The 19,652-nt window shown below is 47.6% G+C and carries 15 protein-coding genes; 8 read left to right on the top strand and 7 right to left on the bottom strand.

Going from position 1 to position 19,652, the window contains the following annotated elements:
* Positions 1-17 precede the first annotated feature (17 nt).
* Together BLU99_RS01370 and BLU99_RS01365 are read right to left on the bottom strand one after the other, a co-directional pair.
* Entirely contained in the window at positions 18-614 is a 597-nt protein-coding gene (locus tag BLU99_RS01370; protein WP_091899914.1) for an outer membrane lipoprotein periplasmic chaperone LolA1, read from the bottom strand.
* Between the two features lie 21 nt (positions 615-635).
* Complete coding sequence (locus BLU99_RS01365; protein WP_091899382.1) at positions 636-3,122, bottom strand: FtsK/SpoIIIE family DNA translocase; 2,487 nt, start codon at positions 3,120-3,122, stop codon at positions 636-638.
* Between the two features lie 95 nt (positions 3,123-3,217).
* Here BLU99_RS01365 and BLU99_RS01360 point away from each other — a divergent pair, with 95 nt between their 5' ends.
* The 5 genes from BLU99_RS01360 to BLU99_RS01340 all read left to right on the top strand — a co-directional run bounded on the left by BLU99_RS01360 (position 3,218) and on the right by BLU99_RS01340 (position 9,959).
* Positions 3,218-3,871, top strand: a complete 654-nt coding sequence (locus tag BLU99_RS01360) for a 3'-5' exonuclease (protein WP_091899381.1) — start codon at positions 3,218-3,220, stop codon at positions 3,869-3,871.
* Complete coding sequence (locus BLU99_RS01355) at positions 3,849-5,030, top strand: class I SAM-dependent rRNA methyltransferase (protein WP_091899380.1); 1,182 nt, start codon at positions 3,849-3,851, stop codon at positions 5,028-5,030. Before BLU99_RS01360 ends, BLU99_RS01355 begins: the two co-directional genes overlap by 23 nt.
* The gene (gene tilS, locus BLU99_RS01350) at positions 5,020-6,354 is read left to right on the top strand and encodes a tRNA lysidine(34) synthetase TilS (RefSeq protein WP_091899379.1); all 1,335 of its coding nucleotides are present in this window, start codon (positions 5,020-5,022) and stop codon (positions 6,352-6,354) included. The genes BLU99_RS01355 and tilS overlap by 11 nt, the downstream gene beginning before the upstream one ends.
* A 561-nt stretch (positions 6,355-6,915) precedes the next feature.
* On the top strand, positions 6,916-8,901 hold the full coding sequence (locus tag BLU99_RS01345; RefSeq protein WP_091899378.1) for a polysaccharide biosynthesis protein: 1,986 nt from the start codon (positions 6,916-6,918) through the stop codon (positions 8,899-8,901).
* Complete coding sequence (locus tag BLU99_RS01340) at positions 8,898-9,959, top strand: NAD-dependent epimerase/dehydratase family protein (protein ID WP_091899377.1); 1,062 nt, start codon at positions 8,898-8,900, stop codon at positions 9,957-9,959. The genes BLU99_RS01345 and BLU99_RS01340 overlap by 4 nt, the downstream gene beginning before the upstream one ends.
* On the opposite strand, the gene BLU99_RS01335 is transcribed toward BLU99_RS01340, so the two are convergent.
* The 5 genes from BLU99_RS01335 to BLU99_RS01315 form a co-directional block, all read right to left on the bottom strand.
* Positions 9,960-10,628 (bottom strand): M15 family metallopeptidase, encoded by a 669-nt coding sequence (locus BLU99_RS01335; protein ID WP_091899376.1) that lies wholly within the window; start codon positions 10,626-10,628, stop codon positions 9,960-9,962. It abuts the gene before it with no gap.
* Positions 10,629-10,630: 2 nt separating this feature from the next.
* Positions 10,631-12,121, bottom strand: coding sequence for a phosphatase PAP2 family protein (locus tag BLU99_RS01330; RefSeq protein WP_176771001.1), 1,491 nt, complete (start codon positions 12,119-12,121; stop codon positions 10,631-10,633).
* 20 nt (positions 12,122-12,141) lie between these two features.
* On the bottom strand, positions 12,142-14,331 hold the full coding sequence (locus BLU99_RS01325) for a sodium-translocating pyrophosphatase (RefSeq protein ID WP_091899374.1): 2,190 nt from the start codon (positions 14,329-14,331) through the stop codon (positions 12,142-12,144).
* Between the two features lie 43 nt (positions 14,332-14,374).
* Entirely contained in the window at positions 14,375-15,202 is an 828-nt protein-coding gene (locus tag BLU99_RS01320) for a hypothetical protein (protein WP_255397404.1), read from the bottom strand.
* Positions 15,203-15,444: 242 nt separating this feature from the next.
* Entirely contained in the window at positions 15,445-15,876 is a 432-nt protein-coding gene (locus BLU99_RS01315) for a hypothetical protein (protein ID WP_091899373.1), read from the bottom strand.
* Between the two features lie 200 nt (positions 15,877-16,076).
* Between BLU99_RS01315 and BLU99_RS01310 the strand changes: the two genes are divergently transcribed.
* The 3 genes from BLU99_RS01310 to dnaB are packed head-to-tail and all read left to right on the top strand — an operon-like array spanning position 16,077 to position 19,584.
* On the top strand, positions 16,077-17,348 hold the full coding sequence (locus BLU99_RS01310; RefSeq protein ID WP_091899372.1) for a replication-associated recombination protein A: 1,272 nt from the start codon (positions 16,077-16,079) through the stop codon (positions 17,346-17,348).
* A gap of 40 nt (positions 17,349-17,388) precedes the next feature.
* Positions 17,389-18,018, top strand: coding sequence for a trimeric intracellular cation channel family protein (locus BLU99_RS01305; protein ID WP_091899371.1), 630 nt, complete (start codon positions 17,389-17,391; stop codon positions 18,016-18,018).
* A 12-nt stretch (positions 18,019-18,030) separates the two neighbouring features.
* The gene (dnaB, locus tag BLU99_RS01300; protein WP_091899370.1) at positions 18,031-19,584 is read left to right on the top strand and encodes a replicative DNA helicase; all 1,554 of its coding nucleotides are present in this window, start codon (positions 18,031-18,033) and stop codon (positions 19,582-19,584) included.
* The last annotated feature ends 68 nt before the right edge of the window (positions 19,585-19,652 follow it).

The following is a 19,652-nucleotide window of genomic DNA, read 5'->3' as shown; positions in this document are numbered from 1 at the left end:
ATCTTAATAATACTCAATTATCTCAAGTCGATAACCTCTGCTGTCGGGAAATCCTTAGCGTTAAAACGGAACTGTGAATCGGGAATTCTCTGTTTCTTCAGGTCAGAGATGTCGAAGATGCTCCATTTCTTGCCTTGAAGCAGTTTTACCTGTGTCGGATGGTAGGTTTTCTTATCAATAGTGATGAAGAGCTCTTTGATCTTTCGCTCCTTCGAGGTGGCTGTTAGATGAACCACATAATCCTTGCCTGTCTTATTAAGGGTACTCTCGTAACCTTTTTTGTACAGATTGATAAAGTTGTAGGGGTTGATGGCCTGCAATTGTGCTTCCGTCGGGGTACTGACGTTTACCTCATCGTTATTCTTCATATACGTCCATTGTGTCTTGCCGTCGAACCAGATGGTAGCCTGTGGGGTGGTGGCATGAAACTTCTGTCCTTTGATGGCAATGGTACCACTCGTATTCCCATAGCTACCAGACGTCCTGAAATTAGCCTTTACACCCTCTTTCGCAGTAATGGCGGCTGCGGCCTTATCGAGCACCGTCCTAGCGGTCTGGGCCGATGCAGTAGCACAGAGGAGAGCTGTCGTTATCAGAAAACAAATCTTTTTCATATTCATTTATTATAAACTGTATTATCTCATATTACTGAGGAGGTTGTTAAGACTCACCTCGTCTTGTATCATCACCTCACGTGGTTTTGAACCCATGGCGGCTCCAACCACACCAGCCTTCTCCAACTGATCCATGAGACGACCGGCACGATTATAGCCGATGGCGAATTTCCGCTGGATCAACGAGGTCGAACCACTTTGGTTGAGTACAATCAGACGAGCAGCATCCTCAAAGAGTGGGTCAAGATGCATCATGTCCACTTCAGCGCCACCGCCCTCACCAAAATCGACCTCTGGCGTATCAGGCTCTGGTAGTTCGAAGGCCGTACCATAGCTCTGCTGTGAGGAGATGAAATCATTGATACGCTCGACCTCTGGGGTATCGACAAAAGCACATTGTACACGTACGGGTTCTGCCCCTCCAACAAGTGCCAACAAGTCACCTCGTCCGATAAGCTGTTGGGCACCTGTACGGTCGAGGATGGTCTTAGAGTCGATACCCGCACTCACCTTAAAGGCGATTCGAGCAGGGAAGTTCGCCTTGATATTACCCGTGATAATCGTCGTCGTCGGGCGCTGGGTAGCAATAACCATATGGATACCAACGGCACGCGCCAACTGGGCGATACGGGCGATAGGTAACTCGATCTCCTTACCGGCTGTCATAATCAGATCGCCGAACTCGTCAATGATAACAACGACGTATGGCATGTAGCCATGACCGCCGCGAGGCGGAATCCTACGGTCAATGAACTTCTTATTATACTCCTTGATGTTTCTGGCGCCCACCTCTTTCAGAAGGTCATAACGGGTATCCATCAACTTACAGAGAGAATTCAGCGTACGAACCACCTTCGTCACGTCTGTGATGATAGGATCCGCATCCTCGTCAGGAACCTTCGCAAGGAAGTGATTGATGAGCGGATTATAGATTGAGAACTCGACTTTCTTCGGGTCTACAAGCACAATCTTCAGTTCCGCCGGATGTTTCTTATATAATAAGGAGGTGACAATGGCATTCAGACCGACCGACTTTCCCTGACCAGTGGCACCGGCCACAAGCAGGTGAGGGGCCTTGGCCAGATCGAACATAAAGACCTCGTTGGTGATCGTCTTTCCCAACGCACATGGCAGTTCCATCTGTGTCTCCTGGAATTTCTTCGAGTTGAGGATAGACTCCATAGATACAATCGATGGCTTGGCATTCGGTACTTCTATACCCACTGTTCCCTTGCCAGGAATAGGGGCAATGATACGGATACCGAGAGCCGACAGACTCAAAGCGATATCATCTTCCAATGAACGGATCTTGGAAATACGTACACCTGGTGCCAGCGTAATCTCGTAGAGTGTGATGGTTGGACCAACAGTTGCCTTGATACTACTTATCTCAACACCGAACGTCTGCAGTACTTCCACGATACGGTTCTTATTAGCCGTCTGCTCGGCCATATCGATATAGGGTTTGCCGTCGTTGTCGTATTTCTTCAGCAGATCAAGGGTCGGATATCGATAGTTCTCCAGGTCGCGTTTGGGATCGTAGGGTTCCAAATCCTCAATGGCCGTAAGAGCAGATTTCGTATCAGCAGTCTCGTCGCCCTTGGCTACCTCAACACCAAACTCCACATCATCATGCCTCTGTAATCTGTCGATTTCTTGAGTAGTCTCAGCATGATTAGACAGTCCCACACTCTCAGCTGCGGCCTTGTAGCCATCATCTAATACGACGGCCTTTCCGTCTTTTCTGAACTCCACCACCTGCTCGGCAGGGTCATCAAACACCTCAGGATCCTCTTCCATATCCATCTGTTGCTCATACGATTCCTGGGGCTCATCGGGATCGTCGTTTGTGATCTTGAACTTCACCTTGTTAATGAATTTCGTCGGATTCAGTAATTTACGAATCACGAGGATGGTCTCTGCACTCAGATAAGTCAGAAAGGCAATGGCTGTCAGCGCCAGGATGGCTGTCAGACCTGGAGCACCGACGAGATTCTCCGTATACTGACAGATATACAGTCCGTGATCGCCGCCCGGACTAAAACTGGCATCTTCAAAGAATGGAGCCAGGAACTTGGCAAAGGTGACAGATGCCCAGATCATCAGAATCATCAGGGCCAAAAACCATTTCAGAAGGTTCACACGGTATGCCTTCATAAGGTGAATGCCCAATAATAGCAAGAAGAGGGGTACGATAAAGGCTGGCAGACCAAAGCAACGCTTGATAAAATACCATGCTGCATATGATCCAAGGCTACCACAGGTATTACTGAACTCCTGATGGGCGTTGAGCACCTCTCCTTCCTTGGGGTCCTCAATCATGCTCTGATCGGCCGCACCTGTAGAGAAATAGGAAATAAAGGCGAGCGTCAGATAGATTGCCAGACCAAACAGCAGTAAGCCAAGGCAGAAATTCAGCTTTTCGTTGTGGAATATATGATTGAATCCCAAGATGCCGGAGATACCGGAACCGCTTTGGGACCTTTTTTCTTTCCTTTTCTTAGCCATACGAAGTTCTTTTTCTCTATTTTGATGCAAAAGTAGCTGAAAAAACTTAGATTTCACCATAAAATGAGGTTTTTTTTGTAATTTTGCACCAAGAAATGAAAAAGTTAATATATAATAAGATTGATAAGAAGGCTATCGTTGATTTACCGAGAGTCACCTTTCCCGGACGTATCTACGTCGTGCTGACCTCAGAGGAGGCAGAGCGTTGTGTAGACTATCTGTTAACACAACCTGTCTTAGGCTTCGACACAGAGACACGTCCGGCATTCACGAAAGGACGACGTTTCAAATGCTCCCTGCTTCAAGTAGCCACCGCCGACAGTTGTTTTCTGTTCCGTCTGAATCACATGGGGATGGCCCCGGCCGTGGTACGTCTGTTGGAAGATACCACGGTGACGAAAGTAGGACTGGCATGGAGTAACGACATGCTCTCTCTGCACGAATTGGGTGACTTCAAATCGGGGGCATTTATTGATCTTCAGGATCTTGTGAGAAAACTCGGTATCGAGGATCAGAGTCTGGTGAAGATCTATGCCAATCTCTTCGGTGAGCGCATCAGCAAGAGTGACCGTCTGTCAAACTGGGAACGCGATGTGTTAAAAGATAGTCAGAAAGCTTATGCAGCTATTGATGCGTGGGCTTGCGTGCGGATCTACCAAGAGGTGCAGAGTCTATTGGAGACAGGTGATTATGAACTAGTAACGGTTCCTGAAGAAAACAAACAGAATGATGAAACAAGTATATCTTAAAAGAGGCAAAGAGGACAGTCTGCTGCGGTTCCATCCGTGGGTGTTCTCTGGTGCCATCCAGCGTGCCGACGATGGTATAGAAGAGGGTGAGGTGGTGCGTGTACTGACCTCTAATGGGGATTTTATCGCTATCGGACACTACCAGATCGGTTCTATTGCCGTCAGGGTACTCTCGTTTCGTGATGTGGCCATCGATGCTGATTTCTGGGCATCACGACTGGCTTCGGCGCTGAAGATGCGCCAGGCCATCGGTATCGCCGATAATCCGAACAACAACACCTACCGACTGGTTCATGGAGAGGGCGACATGCTACCAGGACTGGTCATTGATGTGTATGGTAAGACTGCGGTAATGCAGGCTCATAGTGTGGGCATGCATGTCTGTCGCATTGATATTGCGGAGCAGTTGATGAAGGTGATGGACTCCCGACTGGAGAATGTCTATTATAAGAGTGAGACCACCTTACCGTATAAGGCCGACCTCGGTCAGGAGAACGGTTTTATCTATGGTGGTTCCGATGATAACACCGCGATAGAGAATGGTTTGATGTTTTATGTCGACTGGCTGCGCGGTCAAAAGACCGGTTTCTTCGTTGATCAACGTGAGAACAGATCATTGCTGGAGCGCTTTGCAAAAGGGAAGAGAATTCTAAACATGTTCTGTTATACTGGTGGCTTCTCTTTTTACGCTATGCGTGGCGGTGCCAAACTGGTTCATTCCGTCGACAGTAGTGCTAAGGCTATCGAACTGACCAACCGTAACGTGCAATTAAACTTTCCCGGTGATCAACGTCATCAGGCTTTTTGCGAGGACGCGTTTAAGTATCTGGAACAAGCAGGCGACCAGTACGATCTGATTATTCTCGACCCACCGGCCTTCGCTAAGCACAGAGGGGCACTCCATAATGCTCTGAAAGGTTATACCCGTCTGAACATGAAGGCCTTCCAGAAGATTCAGTCAGGCGGTATCCTCTTTACGTTCAGCTGTTCACAGGTTGTCTCGAAGGATCATTTCCGCAATGCGGTGTTTACGGCTGCCGCTCAAGCTGGCCGTAAAGTGCGTATTCTTCATCAGCTTCATCAGCCTGCCGATCATCCCATCAATATCTATCACCCAGAAGGAGAATACCTGAAGGGACTGGTGCTGTATGTGGAGTAATGTAAAAAACAAAGTATCTGATTTCATCGGGAAGCATCAGCTTCTTTCTCGCGACAGTCTTCATATTGTCGCCCTTAGTGGTGGTGCCGACAGTGTGGCTCTGTTGCATATATTATCTGAGTTGGGCTATCGGATTGAGGCTGCACATTGTAATTTCCATTTACGAGGCGAGGAGAGCAACAGAGATGAGTTATTTGTAAAAGAACTCTGTGAGAAGAACAATATTCCTCTTCATTTAATTCACTTCGACACAGAAGAATACGCATCATTACATCAAGTAAGTATTGAGATGGCGGCCAGAGACCTGCGCTATCGTTATTTTAGTCAACTTTGTCAGGATATCGGAGCTGCGTCTGTATGTGTTGCCCATCATCGTGATGATGCAGTTGAAACCTTATTAATGAATCTGCTAAGAGGGAGCGGCATTCATGGACTGACCGGCATTCGTCCTCAAAACGGTCTGGTTGTCCGTCCTTTGCTATGCCTGAGTCGGCAGGAAATAGAAGACTACCTCCATTCCATCGGACAGGAGTATGTCGTAGACTCTACAAATCTGACGGACGACGTGTTAAGAAACAAGATCCGCCATCATGTTATTCCTCTTCTGAACGACATGAATCCTAAAGCCATTGAGAATATCGATAAAACAACGGGATATCTTCAAGAGGCAGAGAAAATCTACAATCAGGCTATTCGTGAACAATTGGAGGAGCTTGTGACGAACGACAAGACGTCGGAAACACAGACGGTGTCGCTCGTACGATTGGCAGAACTGCCATCACCACTGGCTTTTCTGCATGAGTGGCTGAGTCCATTCGGCTTTAACTCCACACAGATACAACAGACGTATACATGCCTTGGAGGACAGTCTGGTAAGGAGTTTAGAAGTCCTACGCACATCTTATTGGTCGACAGAGACGTCGTGGCCGTGGAGCCTTTAGGCGCACCGATGAAAGCGATGAAATTGCCAGAGCATGGGCATTATGTATATAAGGAAGATATACATTTTAATGTTGAAATATCCAACGATATATCAATCTCCAAATCAGCGGATTGCGCAACATTAGATGCTGAAAAGGTTCAACTCCCGTTAACGGTACGCCCAGTCTGCACCGGTGATGTTTTCGTACCATTCGGCATGGACGGTCATAAGCTTGTCAGCGACTATCTGACCGACCGGAAATGCACGCTCTTTGAAAAACGACGTCAGCTTGTGGTAACCGATTGCCATGATCAGATTATATGGCTTGTAGGACAGCGAACAGACAATCGATATCGGGTCACAGAACAGACAACATCAGTCTTACGCATCACGCTCAAATAACCGTCCATCTTTCATTCAAAGAGATAGGCTCCATGAGTTATGGAGATAGGACTTACGAGTGAAAGAGATAATCCCTATACCCTATAAGACCCTATCTCCATGAGTCGTAAGTGCCATCCCTTTCACTCATGGAGATTATCTCTTTAACCTAAAGAAGGGGGTAGGGCGAAAACACTGGTTTGACAACCAAAATCACATTCATCAACGAAGTTTGATAAAGAACAAATCACTATAAAATGTGTTAATTTGGTAAATTCATCGATGAAACAATTAAATAATACAATCCATGAAAAACATATAGAAAATAAAGAAAATGCCAGAGAAATGCAAAAGAAAAAATTGTTTTCTTTTCATTTCCGAGTGCATAGTAACAACAAAGCCAAAGTAAAAAAAACGCTGACATTTCAAAAACCCATCAAAAAATATGTAATTTCATAGAGGATACCTTTGACTGATTGCAAAAAGACGTGAAATAATTTGGAAATTTACATGATTTACCCTATCTTTGCTCCCGAAAAATGAACTAACGTGTGTTCATGTACCTGAAAACAGAAACAAACTATGGGGTTATTCTATAAACTGTTTAACTGGTATTTCAGCCGTAATGCGCTGCCATATTGGTGTATATTTATTATTGACGGTCTGACTCTACTGGTATCTGGCATCGCTGCCTTTTGGATTTTTGAGAGTGGAGAGTGTGTCAGTCGTCATTTCTGGCCGCTGATTGCGACCTTGATGATATATCTAATGCTGAGTGTTTTTGGTGTTAGACTTTTCCATACCTATACGGGTGTCATCCGATTTACTTCTTTTGTTGACCTCAGACGTGTGGCATATGCGAACATCTTATCGCTGGGTCTGTCGTTATTAGTTCACTATATCTTATTAGAGGTAAATATAACAACGTCGCTGCTTATACCGCTTCACTCGCGCCACTTAGTTACGATGTTCATAATAGCCACCCTTTTGATGTGGGCTATTCGTATCTTGGTGAAAACGATGTTCGATGTGATTGCCTCGTCAAAGCGCGGTAAGCGCGTACTGATTTATGGAGCCATGTCTGGTGGTGTCGGATTGGCGAAGAATATCCGCGACCAGCATCCAGTACGGTTTATAGTGAAAGGTTTCATCACACACAACCCAAGTCTGAGACACAACCAATTGATGGGCGAGAAGGTTTACACGCTTGATGACAACCTGGTGGGTATCATCCGTAAAGAGGGCATCGAGGGAATCATTGTCTCACCGGTACGTGCTCAGGACTTCCGTAACCAACAAGGACTGCAGGATATGCTGATCAGTGCTGGAGTAAAAATATACATGGCCACCACGGCACAGGAATGGACCGGCGACGAGAACGAAAAAGCGATATTCCAGATGACGGAGGTGAGCGTAGAAGATTTGCTGCCACGTGCAGAGATCAACGTTGACATGAGGTCGGTTGGCGAACTGCTGAATGGACGACGCGTGATGATTACGGGTTCGGCAGGAAGTATCGGCTCGGAAATGGTCAGACAGGTGGCCGTCTTCAATCCTGCCGCTATGTTGCTGGTTGACCAGGCTGAGACACCAGAACATGATATTCGGCTGATGATGGCAAAGGATTTCCCCAATATCGATGCGGAGACGGTGGTAACATCCATCTGCAACCAGTCCAGGATGGAGAAGATCTTCGATGAGTTCAGACCCGACTACGTATTCCATGCCGCAGCGTATAAGCATGTACCGATGATGGAGGACAACCCCAGTGAGGCCGTGCATAACAACATCTATGGCACGAAGGTGATTGCCGACCTGAGCGTGAAATATGGAGTGAAGAAATTTGTGATGGTGTCTACAGACAAAGCTGTAAACCCGACGAACGTGATGGGTTGTTCGAAGCGTATCTGTGAGATATACGTGCAGAGTCTGGATCGTGCTATCAAAATGAGTCGTTTTGGCTTGAATGGACTACCTAAGGTGACCGCAGGTGTGGAACATCCCGTGACGCAGTTCGTCACCACACGTTTCGGTAATGTGCTTGGCTCCAACGGCTCGGTTATCCCTTTGTTCCGTGAACAGATACGTAACGGTGGACCGGTGACTGTGACACATAAAGATATCATCCGTTTCTTCATGCTCATTCCTGAGGCCTGTAAACTAGTGCTTGAGGCTGGCACGAAGGGTTGTGGCGGAGAAATTTTCGTGTTTGACATGGGTAAACCGGTACGCATCGCCGATCTTGCACAGCGTATGATTCGATTGTCGGGTGCCAAGAACGTAAAAATCGAATATACGGGTCTTCGCCCAGGTGAAAAGCTGTACGAGGAGGTGCTCGATGATATGGAAAACACGAAACCAACATTCCACGAGAAGATCCGTATCGCTGAGGTGCGTGAGCGTGACTATGCCGAGGTACGACGTGAGGTCGACGAGTTGATCGCTATTGCGGAGCAATACGACAATATGGCAACGGTCAAGAAGATGAAAGAGATTGTTCCAGAATATAAGTCGAACAATTCGATCTATGAACAGCTTGATGAAGCCAAGGTCGTGAATATCTCATGATTATCTTAACTAAAAAGGTGATATTGGTGACGGGAGCTGCAGGGTTTATTGGCAGTTTCCTTGTAAGACGTCTCTTCCATGACGAGAAAGAAATAACCATTATCGGTATTGACAATCTGAACGACTATTACGATGTTCGTCTGAAAGAACACCGGCTGGCTGAGATTGAGAAGGTCGCTACTGCTCAACATCAGTCGTGGGTGTTTATTAAGGGGGATATCGCTGATAAAACGACCGTCAATAGCATCTTCGAGTCATATCGTCCTCAGATTGTGGTGAATCTCGCAGCACAAGCAGGAGTGCGGTACTCCATCACGAATCCAGATACTTTCATACAATCGAACCTGATTGGGTTTTATAATATCCTGGAGGCTTGCCGCCACTGGCCAGTAGAGCATCTGGTCTTTGCGTCATCATCAAGCGTCTATGGTTCAAACAAGAAAGTACCTTATTCACCAGATGATCGCTCTGATTTCCCTGTTAGTTTATATGCTGCAATAAAGAAGTCTAACGAGTTGATGGCTCATGCTTATTCTGTATTGTATGACATCCCAACCACAGGTCTGCGTTTCTTTACGGTTTATGGTCCTGAAGGTCGTCCCGATATGGCGTATTTCAGTTTTACGAACAGACTTGTGAAAGGTGATACGATTCAGATCTTCAACTATGGCCATTGTGCCCGTGACTTCACTTATGTTGATGACATCGTGGAGGGGGTTGTCCGTGTCATACATGGTGCTCCGGAGAGACATTCCGAGGAGGACGGTTCTCAATTACCGCCGTTTGTCGTATATAATATCGGAAATAGCACACCCATAAATCTGTTGGTTTTCGTGGATACACTGCAACAAGAGTTGATACGGGCCAAGGTGTTACCCGAGAACTTTGATTTCAGAAGTCATCAGGCATTAGTACCCATGCAGCCAGGGGATGTCCCGGTGACGTTCGCCGATACCCATGGATTAGAGCGGGATTTCGCTTTCAAACCGAAAACACCTCTTCGCGTCGGTCTACGAAAATTTGCCGAATGGTATTATGATTTTTACTGCAAAGAATAGCTAAGGCAAGATTTTCTTATTGTATTCAAAGTGCTGGTAGTCTTTGGACGACTTCCAGTCGCCACCCCATGCGAAACCATACTTGATGAATAACCTGTAGCAGAGATCACCCTTCAGAATGATGTAAGGATGAGGGCTGTTCCGTTTCACATACGGTCTGGCTGTCACAGGTTGGACTTCTATACTGCCGTTTTTTCTCTTTCGTATAAAAGGATTATAGAGAGGGTTGATGTCGATGGCGAGACCGCGAGCGTGGTACGACAATTTCTGTGAGCCTGACACCGTACGGTAGTTGAAACAACTGGTGTTGTTGTCACGCATCTGACGTTCGTCATCACCGTCATAGTCATCGGTCAATCGGATTCGTTGAATCGGGTAGTGGTGAATATATAGCTCCTGGAAGATTTTCAGGACTTTGTCAGCGATGAGCCGGTTGCATATGATCTCTCCATCGTGGGTTTTACCATCATAGTCGTAATGACGCACTCTCAAGTATCGCAGATCGGCACGACCAATATGAGGATTAGGACGATAACTCTTTCCCTGCATATGTTGCCAGATGCTATCGGGTATCGCCTGTACGGAAAAACCATCAGAAATGTCCTGGCTCTGCACAGGAGAATGCCAGGAGAGCCAGGACAGGATGATTAAAAGTTTAATAAGTGTCATTGTCAGTAAACAACTTTCCGACCGTCCTGAATATAGACGCCGGGGTGTGAGGGACTGTCAACACGAATGCCCTGGAGGTTGTACACCGGTGCCTCAGACTGTTCGGCACGAACATCACGGATAGCCGATGTTCCTTTATACTCCTGTCGGGCCAGTTCGAGTTGTTCGAGGAACGCAGTATTAGTATGCAGACGTGCATAGATGGCTGACGCTACGAGGCGCCCCATGTCAACATCACTCTGCCAATGGTAGCCGGATACGACACGGCCCTGACCAAACAGATAGGCACGCGCCAGTAGAGCCTCCTCAGCATCAGGATTAATTTCCGCTAACACGAGAGCATGAAGCCAACTGCCAGAGGCATGACCAGAGGGATAGGAACCGGTATCACGGAGATGGTCCTCGTCGGGGGCGTAGAGTGTCAGTTCGTTCATCTGCACATAGGGACGCGGTCGCATATAATAAGCCTTGCATGTCTGAGTGGCACCGTTGCCCAACGGGTGCACTAACGACATGAGTTTATAGAGTTGCGGCGTGGCTGTCGCAGAGATTTCCTTACCGAGTATAGGGGAATAGACCTTACAGAAGTTATCGGCCGAATAGGTAATATCGGTCAATGCCTGCTGTCCAGTCTCCGTCAGGTCTCCGTAGACGTCTTCACGTGCAGCCTTGCCTTGTTCGTAGGCACTCAGGTCGCAGGCGAAGAATGGAGAGATGGTCTCGGGAGGAGCAGGCAGATACTTATAGGCATCAGGTAACTCACTGATGGCAAAATAGGCCTCGTCGCTATTACCTGCTGTGGGATTCTTGACACCCGTCTTCTTCTCGTATTCCGTCCGAGCGGCGGTAATCATACCACTGAACCCGGGGAAAGTGTGCAGACGTGAGACAAGTGCCGACGCCAGAAGAAAGCCTGCATAGACATCGCTATCCCAGTGGTAGCCGGAGATGACAGAGCTGGCACCAAAATCATAGCCACGTGCCAGGATCTCATTCTGACGGTCGGGGGCTATCTCGGTTAGAACCATCGCATACATCCAACCGAAGAGCGCCTGACTAGCGGGATAGGAACTGACATCCCGATAGGTATCTTCAAAGGCAGGAATGAGCGTCTTGTCCTTGAAGCGGGCATAGGGACGACGATAAGAATAGCTTTTCTGGGCTTGATTCTGCATTCGGATGCCGTAGTTCATACAGTACTCGAACAAAAGATTCAACTTAGGCATATCACTCGTAAGGTCGGTATTCAGCACCTTAGAGTAAGCCTTCAGATAGGTTGAAATCTCCGTACTGAAGTCACTCACAGCCTGCTGACCGCGTGTGCTGTCACGTAAACTCTTTCCCCATACATACTGGAGGTAGTCTTTGATGTATTGCACAGAGGTAGTCTCTGGCGGTCCAGGCAAGAACCTACTGGCATCGGGCAGGTCTTGCGCATGACTACTGACGCCCAGCAGTATGGCAGTCATCAAAAAGCATATTCTTCGTCTCATTTTTATCATTTTTATGTCCACTATGCAAAGGCGACGGTCAGACCTGCCATCACGATGCTTACCATGGACATCAGTTTGATCAGAATGTTCAGAGAAGGACCGGAGGTATCTTTGAACGGGTCACCGACGGTATCACCGACGATACAAGCCTTATGGGCAAAGGAACCCTTACCACCGAAGTTTCCTTCCTCAATATTCTTCTTCGCATTATCCCAGGCACCACCGGCATTTGCCATGAATACAGCAAGAGTGAAGCCACCAGCGAGACCACCAACAAGCAGACCCAGGACACCTGCCACGCCAAGAACGATTCCCACGATAATAGGAATAATGATGGCAAGGATAGAGGGGATGATCATCTCATGCTGAGCTGCACGGGTAGAAATCTCCACACAACGACCGTAGTCGGGAGTGCCTGTTCCCTCAAGGATACCAGCAATCTCACGGAACTGTCGACGTACCTCTTGTACCATTTTCTCAGCGGCACGACCTACAGCCTCCATGGTCATACCACAGAATAAGAATGCAGCCATGGCACCGATGAAAGCGCCCACAAGCACCTTCGGGTTCATGAGGTTCACTTGGAAATAGTTCATAAAGTCGGGAATCGTCGCGTTTGAAGCAGCAATGACATCACCACTCACATTCGTCAGCGTCTGACCGGCACGAACCATGGCGATCTTAATCTCCTCGATATACGAAGCAAGTAGAGCCAAGGCTGTGAGTGCAGCCGAGCCAATGGCAAAGCCTTTTCCTGTTGCAGCCGTCGTGTTTCCCAGAGCATCAAGGGCATCTGTGCGATGACGCACCGCCTCACCAAGACTAGACATCTCTGCATTACCACCAGCATTGTCGGCGATAGGACCGTATGCGTCGGTAGCCAGAGTGATACCCAAGGTGGAGAGCATACCCACGGCAGCGATACCAATACCATAGAGACCATGTGCCAAAGAAGTCGATGACATAGAGAGGTCGAAACCGTTAGCACACAGATAGCTGAGCATGATAGCCACACCGATGGTAATAACAGGGATACACGTGGAGATCATGCCGGTACCAATACCTTTGATGATGACAGTGGCAGCACCTGTTTGTCCGGCCTCAGAGATCTTCTGAGTAGGTTTGTAGCTGTGTGAGGTATAATACTCGGTGGCCTGACCGATGATGACACCAGCAGCCAGTCCGGAGATGACGGAGAAGGAAAGTCCCAACCAGTTGTCAATACCAAGCAGGTAGAGGATGGCGAAAGTAGCTATAGCAATGAGCACAGCACTGATGTTCGTGCCCAAAGAAAGCGAACGCAGCAGATCCCTCATCGTGGCACCCTCTTTCGTGCGGACGAGGAAAATGCCTAACAGGGAGAGAAATACACCTACAGCAGCAATGATCATCGGTGCGATAACCGCCTTGATCTGCATGCCGTCAACAGCACTGGCCGCAAAGGCAGAGGCGCCAAGTGCTGCAGTAGAAAGTACCGAACCACAATAGCTCTCGTATAGGTCGGCTCCCATGCCGGCCACATCACCCACATTATCTCCGACATTATCAGCGATGGTTGCAGGGTTACGTGGATCATCCTCAGGGATATCGGCCTCAACCTTTCCCACGATATCGGCACCCACATCAGCAGCCTTCGTATAGATACCACCACCCACACGGGCAAAGAGTGCCTGTGTCGAAGCGCCCATACCGAAGGTGAGCATCGTGGTAGTAATGGAGATCAATCCATCGGCGTCGAACTGGTTCAGAACGACAAACCAGATGGCGATATCGAGCAAGCCCAGACCGACGACGGTAAGTCCCATCACGGCACCAGAGCGGAACGCGATTTTCAGACCGGCATCGAGACTCTCACGGGCAGCATTAGCCGTACGAGCAGAGGCATAGGTGGCAGTTTTCATGCCGAAGAAGCCTGCCAAACCGGAGAAGAAACCACCGGTGAGAAAGGCAAAAGGCACCCACGGATTCTGGACGTGTAGCCCGTAGGCCATAAAGGCGAAGAGGGCACAGAGCACGACAAAGACAATAGTGACCACGCGATACTGTTGTCTAAGGTAGGCCATAGCTCCTTTGCGTACATACAGTGCAATCTCTCTCATACGGGGCGTACCCTCGTCAGCTTTCATCATCTGAGTGAAAAACAGATACGCCATGCTCAGTGCCACGACCGATGCGACGGGCACGAGCCAGAATACAGTGGGGATGTTCATGTTAATAATCTTAGGCTTTTTATTGGTTTATAATATATGTGTGCTATTCGTCGGAGAAGTCAATCATACCGGCTGCCTCGTCGTCGGGATCCTCACCACCCAGATCCATCATCGTAGAGTAGTTATCCTCGGTGATATCTTCATCTTTAGGATCCTCCACCACTGAGTCATCCTCATCATGTGAGCTATAGTTGTCCTCAACCTCATAGTCCTCATCATCGTCGAGATCCTCGTCACCACGCCCCTTGCTTGAGAACTGCATACGGATCTTTTCTTGCTCAGGCTTCAGTTTTGCGAAAATGGCTTCAACCCAGCCGCCTTTTTCCACCTCCAGCACATCATAGCCATCGGCCACTTTCTTCTCGTACATGCCACCTTTCTTGTGAAGACGGTCCTTGGGAAGGGTAGTGGTGGAGATATCGAAACCGCTCAGGATAATGTCCTGGATTGACTGGGACAGAGAATCCCAACCACCGCCGAAATTACGGTCGATGACCTCAAGCAATTTCGTAGCGGAAATATGACGGATATTCTCGTATGTAAGATCGGTGACGCGCATGATAGGACGTTTCTTGATGGCCCATGCAAATTTCATGTTTTCATCAAACTTGATCTGTGCCACCTTAAAACCACGTTTCTCATAGCTTTTCTTCACGAGCAACACGTCTTCCTTGATCTCCTCAACAAGAAAGGCGCTCTTGAAAATATCGAGATAGTGATGAATGTTTTCCTTAACTTCTGTGTCTTTTGCGGCCGCATCCCACATGCGGAACACATCGTTCTCCTGAATATCCCAGACACTGCTCTTTGTAATAGACTTAATAGACAGTGTTGAGTTGCTTTCCTGTAGTGTTTGTTTTGTTCTTGCCATGTTTTCTCTGATTTTTACTGCAAATGTATATACTTTATTTTTTATTAGCAAGTTTTTAGGGCATATTTTTTCGATTTTCTCTTCATATATAAGAATTATAGAGTTTTTTCGAGACCCTTCGCAAGCACCGCACACCACATCATCATTTCACACTTACCACGAACAAAGGTAATCAATCACACGGCGTATACGGAGACTCGTCGTAACACGCTTCGCCTGTAGGTACAAAACGCATTTCTCCATCACATGGCCAGATTCCACATAAACAATCCCTCAGAGACAGCCAATGAGTCTATTAGTTTTTTTGACTCCTCCGTTGGATTATAGACAGTCATATAGGTGTTATCACCGCTGACTGTTATTAGGGCATCAGCTGATTTCAAAAGGATGTAAAGCATCTGCTTGTCGGTCATACATGCCAACAATGCATTCTCCAGTTCATGTGGGGCTGGATTCGTAATCCATTCATCACCGTCATGACTCACATTGATATCTTCATAACAATTCAGTTTCAGCAGGATATTGGTGAACTTTCTGTAGATGATGTCAATCTGAGGATGCTCCAAAAAGTATTTCTCAACCCTGAAGTACTGCCCTCTGCCATCGGCGGGAACTTGCTTGGGCAGTATGTCTATTACCCAATATGGCTTATTCAAATACTCTTCTATTGTCATAATTGCAAATCTTTTGTTTCATCTCGTTGGCAAAGATACGATTTAATTTTCCAATTATCGACTCACTTTGGGTTTAAAATGAATAAATCTGAGCCGATTCAACAATAATAACCTATAGACTGGAAGGAAGGCGAGAGAAATGAAGGAATAAATTTGGGATTTCAATCGAGTTTTTGTATTTTTGCAAGCAAAAACCAAAAATGGCAGAACCTTTAGCCGAACGACTACGACCTCGTACCCTTGACGACTACATCGGCCAAGAGCATCTGGTGGGCGAGGGCGCTGTCCTGCGGAAGATGATTGACGCAGGACGGATATCGTCGTTTATCCTATGGGGACCGCCGGGGGTGGGCAAGACCACCTTGGCGCAAATTATCGCTCACAAGTTGGAGACACCGTTCTTCACGCTGTCGGCAGTAACTAGCGGAGTGAAGGATGTGAGGGACGTGATAGAGAAAGCCCAGAAGGGACGCTTCTTCAATGAACGGTCTCCCATTTTGTTTATCGACGAGATACATCGTTTTTCGAAGTCACAGCAAGACTCCCTGCTTGGTGCAGTGGAGAAAGGTATCGTTACCTTGATAGGTGCCACGACGGAGAACCCTTCGTTCGAGGTAATCCGACCGCTGCTCTCACGTTGTCAGCTCTATGTATTGAAATCGTTGGAGAAAGACGATTTGCTGAAACTGCTCGATCGGGCAATCCATACTGATACTTTTCTAAAGGAACGAGATATCCAATTAAAGGAAACTGATGCACTGATTAGATATAGTGGTGGCGACGCTCGTAAACTACTGAATATATTAGAGTTGGTCGTAGATGCTGAAGCATCTAAGGAAGTTATAATCACCGACGAGACCGTAGTAAACCGTTTGCAGCAAAACCCATTAGCCTATGACAAGGACGGGGAGATGCACTACGATATTATATCAGCTTTTATCAAGAGTATCCGGGGCTCAGACCCTGATGCCGCACTCTATTGGTTGGCACGGATGATTGAGGGTGGGGAAGATCCGCAGTTTATTGCCAGACGATTGGTAATCAGTGCCGCTGAGGATATCGGACTGGCAAATCCTAATGCCCTATTATTAGCCAATGCCGCCTTTGACGCTGTGATGAAAATCGGCTGGCCGGAGGGACGAATACCTCTGGCAGAGGCGACGGTCTATCTAGCCACTTCACCGAAGAGCAACAGTGCCTATCTGGGCGTTGATGCAGCCTTGGCAACCGTGAAACGAACGGGAAATCAGCCGGTGCCATTACCTATTCGTAATGCACCTACGGAACTGATGAAGGAGTTGGGCTATCACGACGGTTATAAGTATCCCCATGATTTTCCCGGCCATTTCACGCCCCAGCAGTATCTGCCTGACGCTCTGACAGAAGAACGTTTCTGGCATGGTCAGCATAACCCTACCGAGGAAAAGATGTACCAACGGATGGTGAACTATTGGGGGAAAAGATATGAATAATAGCAGTTATAATTGATAACACCGATTGCCGAAATCCAATATGGAACAAGAAGTAATTATTAAAATAATAGAGCTACTGGGTACGTTTGCCTTTGCTATATCAGGTATCCGACATGCAGCTGCCAAACAGTTCGACTGGTTTGGTGGTTATGTGTGTGGTGTAGCGGTGGCAATCGGTGGCGGTACCATCCGTGACGTGATGCTTGGTACGACACCGTTCTGGATGACCACTCCCATTTATCTGATATGTACGGCCGTGGCTTTGTTGACGGTGGCTTTCTTCGGAAAATGGATGGAGCCATTGAAAAATGCATGGTTCGTGTTCGACACACTAGGCTTAGCACTCTTTACCATCGCCGGTATACAGAAGAGCATAGCACTCGGACAACCGTTCTGGGTAGCCATCATCATGGGATGCATCACCGGATCGGCAGGTGGCGTCATCCGTGATGTACTACTGAACAACGAACCTGTGATTTTCCATAAAGAGATATACGCCATGGCGAGTGTACTCGGTGGACTGGTTTACTGGCTGCTAATCAGTGTGGGACTATCGGTGGAATGGAGTGCGGTGATAAGTTTCGTCGTGACATGTATGACACGATTTCTTGCCGTTAGATACCATATATCACTACCGGTACTGAAGGAGACACCAAAGACAAACAGCTAACAGAAAAAGATTATGCCTGAACAAGAAAATACGAACAGAAGAAGACAGCGCAGGCAGCAACCTGTGGATAATACCTACGGACACCTGCAGCCGCAGGCGCTGGAAGTTGAGAAGGCAGTGCTGGGTGCACTGATGATTGACAAGGATGCGTATGCCGTGGTATGCGAACTGCTGCATCCAGAGAGTTTCTATGAGCCAAGGAACCAGATGGTATATACTGCCATTCGCGACCTAAGCATGGAAGAAAAACCCGTAGACGTGCTGACAGTCACGGAGCAGTTGGCGAAGATGGGACATCTCGAAGAAGTAGGTGGACCAGGATACGTAGCTGAACTGAGCTCACGTGTGGCCTCGTCGGCGAATATCGAGTATCATGCAAACATCGTAGCGCAGAAGTCGTTGGCACGACAACTAATATCCTTTGCCAGTGTTATTGAGACAAAAGCCTTCGATGAGACCATCGACGTGGAAGATCTGATGCAAGAGGCGGAAGGATCGCTCTTCGAACTGAGTCAGCGGAATATGAAGAAGGATTATACTGCTATCGACCCAGTGATTAAACAAGCGTTGGACGTGATTTCAAAGGCTGCACAGAACACAGATGGTCTGACGGGCGTGTCGACAGGCTATTATAAGCTTGATGATATCACCAGTGGTTGGCAGGCCTCCGATCTGGTAATCATTGCCGGTCGTCCGGCCATGGGTAAGACTTCGTTTGCTTTGTCTATGGCAAAGAATATCGCAGCCGACATGCATGTACCGATGGCATTCTTCTCTTTGGAAATGTCGAACGTGCAGTTGGTTAACCGACTCATCTCCAATGCATGCGAGATACAAGGTTCAAAAATTCTGAATGGTCAGTTGCAGCGTGACGAGTGGGATCGTCTAGATAAACGTATCAACAACTTGCTCGGTGCTCCTTTATATATTGACGACACACCGGGACTCTCGGTGTTTGAATTACGAACGAAGGCGCGTCGATTGGTTCGTGAGCACGGTGTGAAGCTCATCATGATTGACTACCTGCAGCTGATGAACGCCAATGGTATGCGGTTTTCCTCCAGACAAGAGGAGGTGTCGACCATTTCACGATCATTGAAAGGACTGGCAAAGGAATTGGATATACCTATCCTCGCACTGAGTCAGTTGAACCGTGGTGTTGAGAGCCGTGAAGGATTGGAAGGAAAACGACCGCAGTTGTCTGACCTCCGTGAGTCGGGTGCCATTGAGCAGGATGCCGATATGGTTATTTTTGTACACCGACCAGAGTATTATCATATCTACCAGGATGATAACGGTCGTGATCTGCATGGTATGGCTCAGATTATTATCGCCAAGCATCGTAAGGGTGCTACGGGCGATGTACTGCTGACCTTCCGTGGCGAATATACACGTTTTGAGAACCCAGAGGACAAGAACCTTGCTAATCGTCCACCCATCGGTGGAGAGATTGTCGGCTCGAAAATTAATGGCGACGGACAGATGCCTGATATTGCATCTGGTTATGATCCATTCGGCGGTGCTCCTCTGCCACCACCAACAAACGACGGGCCGCTACCGTTTTAATGCGTTGCATCGGGTTATACAAATATAAAGAATCCCACCAAATGGTGGGATTCTTTATTGTAGGGAAT

Origin of the sequence: Prevotella sp. lc2012 (genome assembly GCF_900107065.1) — a bacterium.
GTDB lineage: Bacteria > Bacteroidota > Bacteroidia > Bacteroidales > Bacteroidaceae > Prevotella.
Note: the sequence above shows the minus strand (reverse complement) of the source record. Positions and strands in the feature narration are given on the sequence as shown.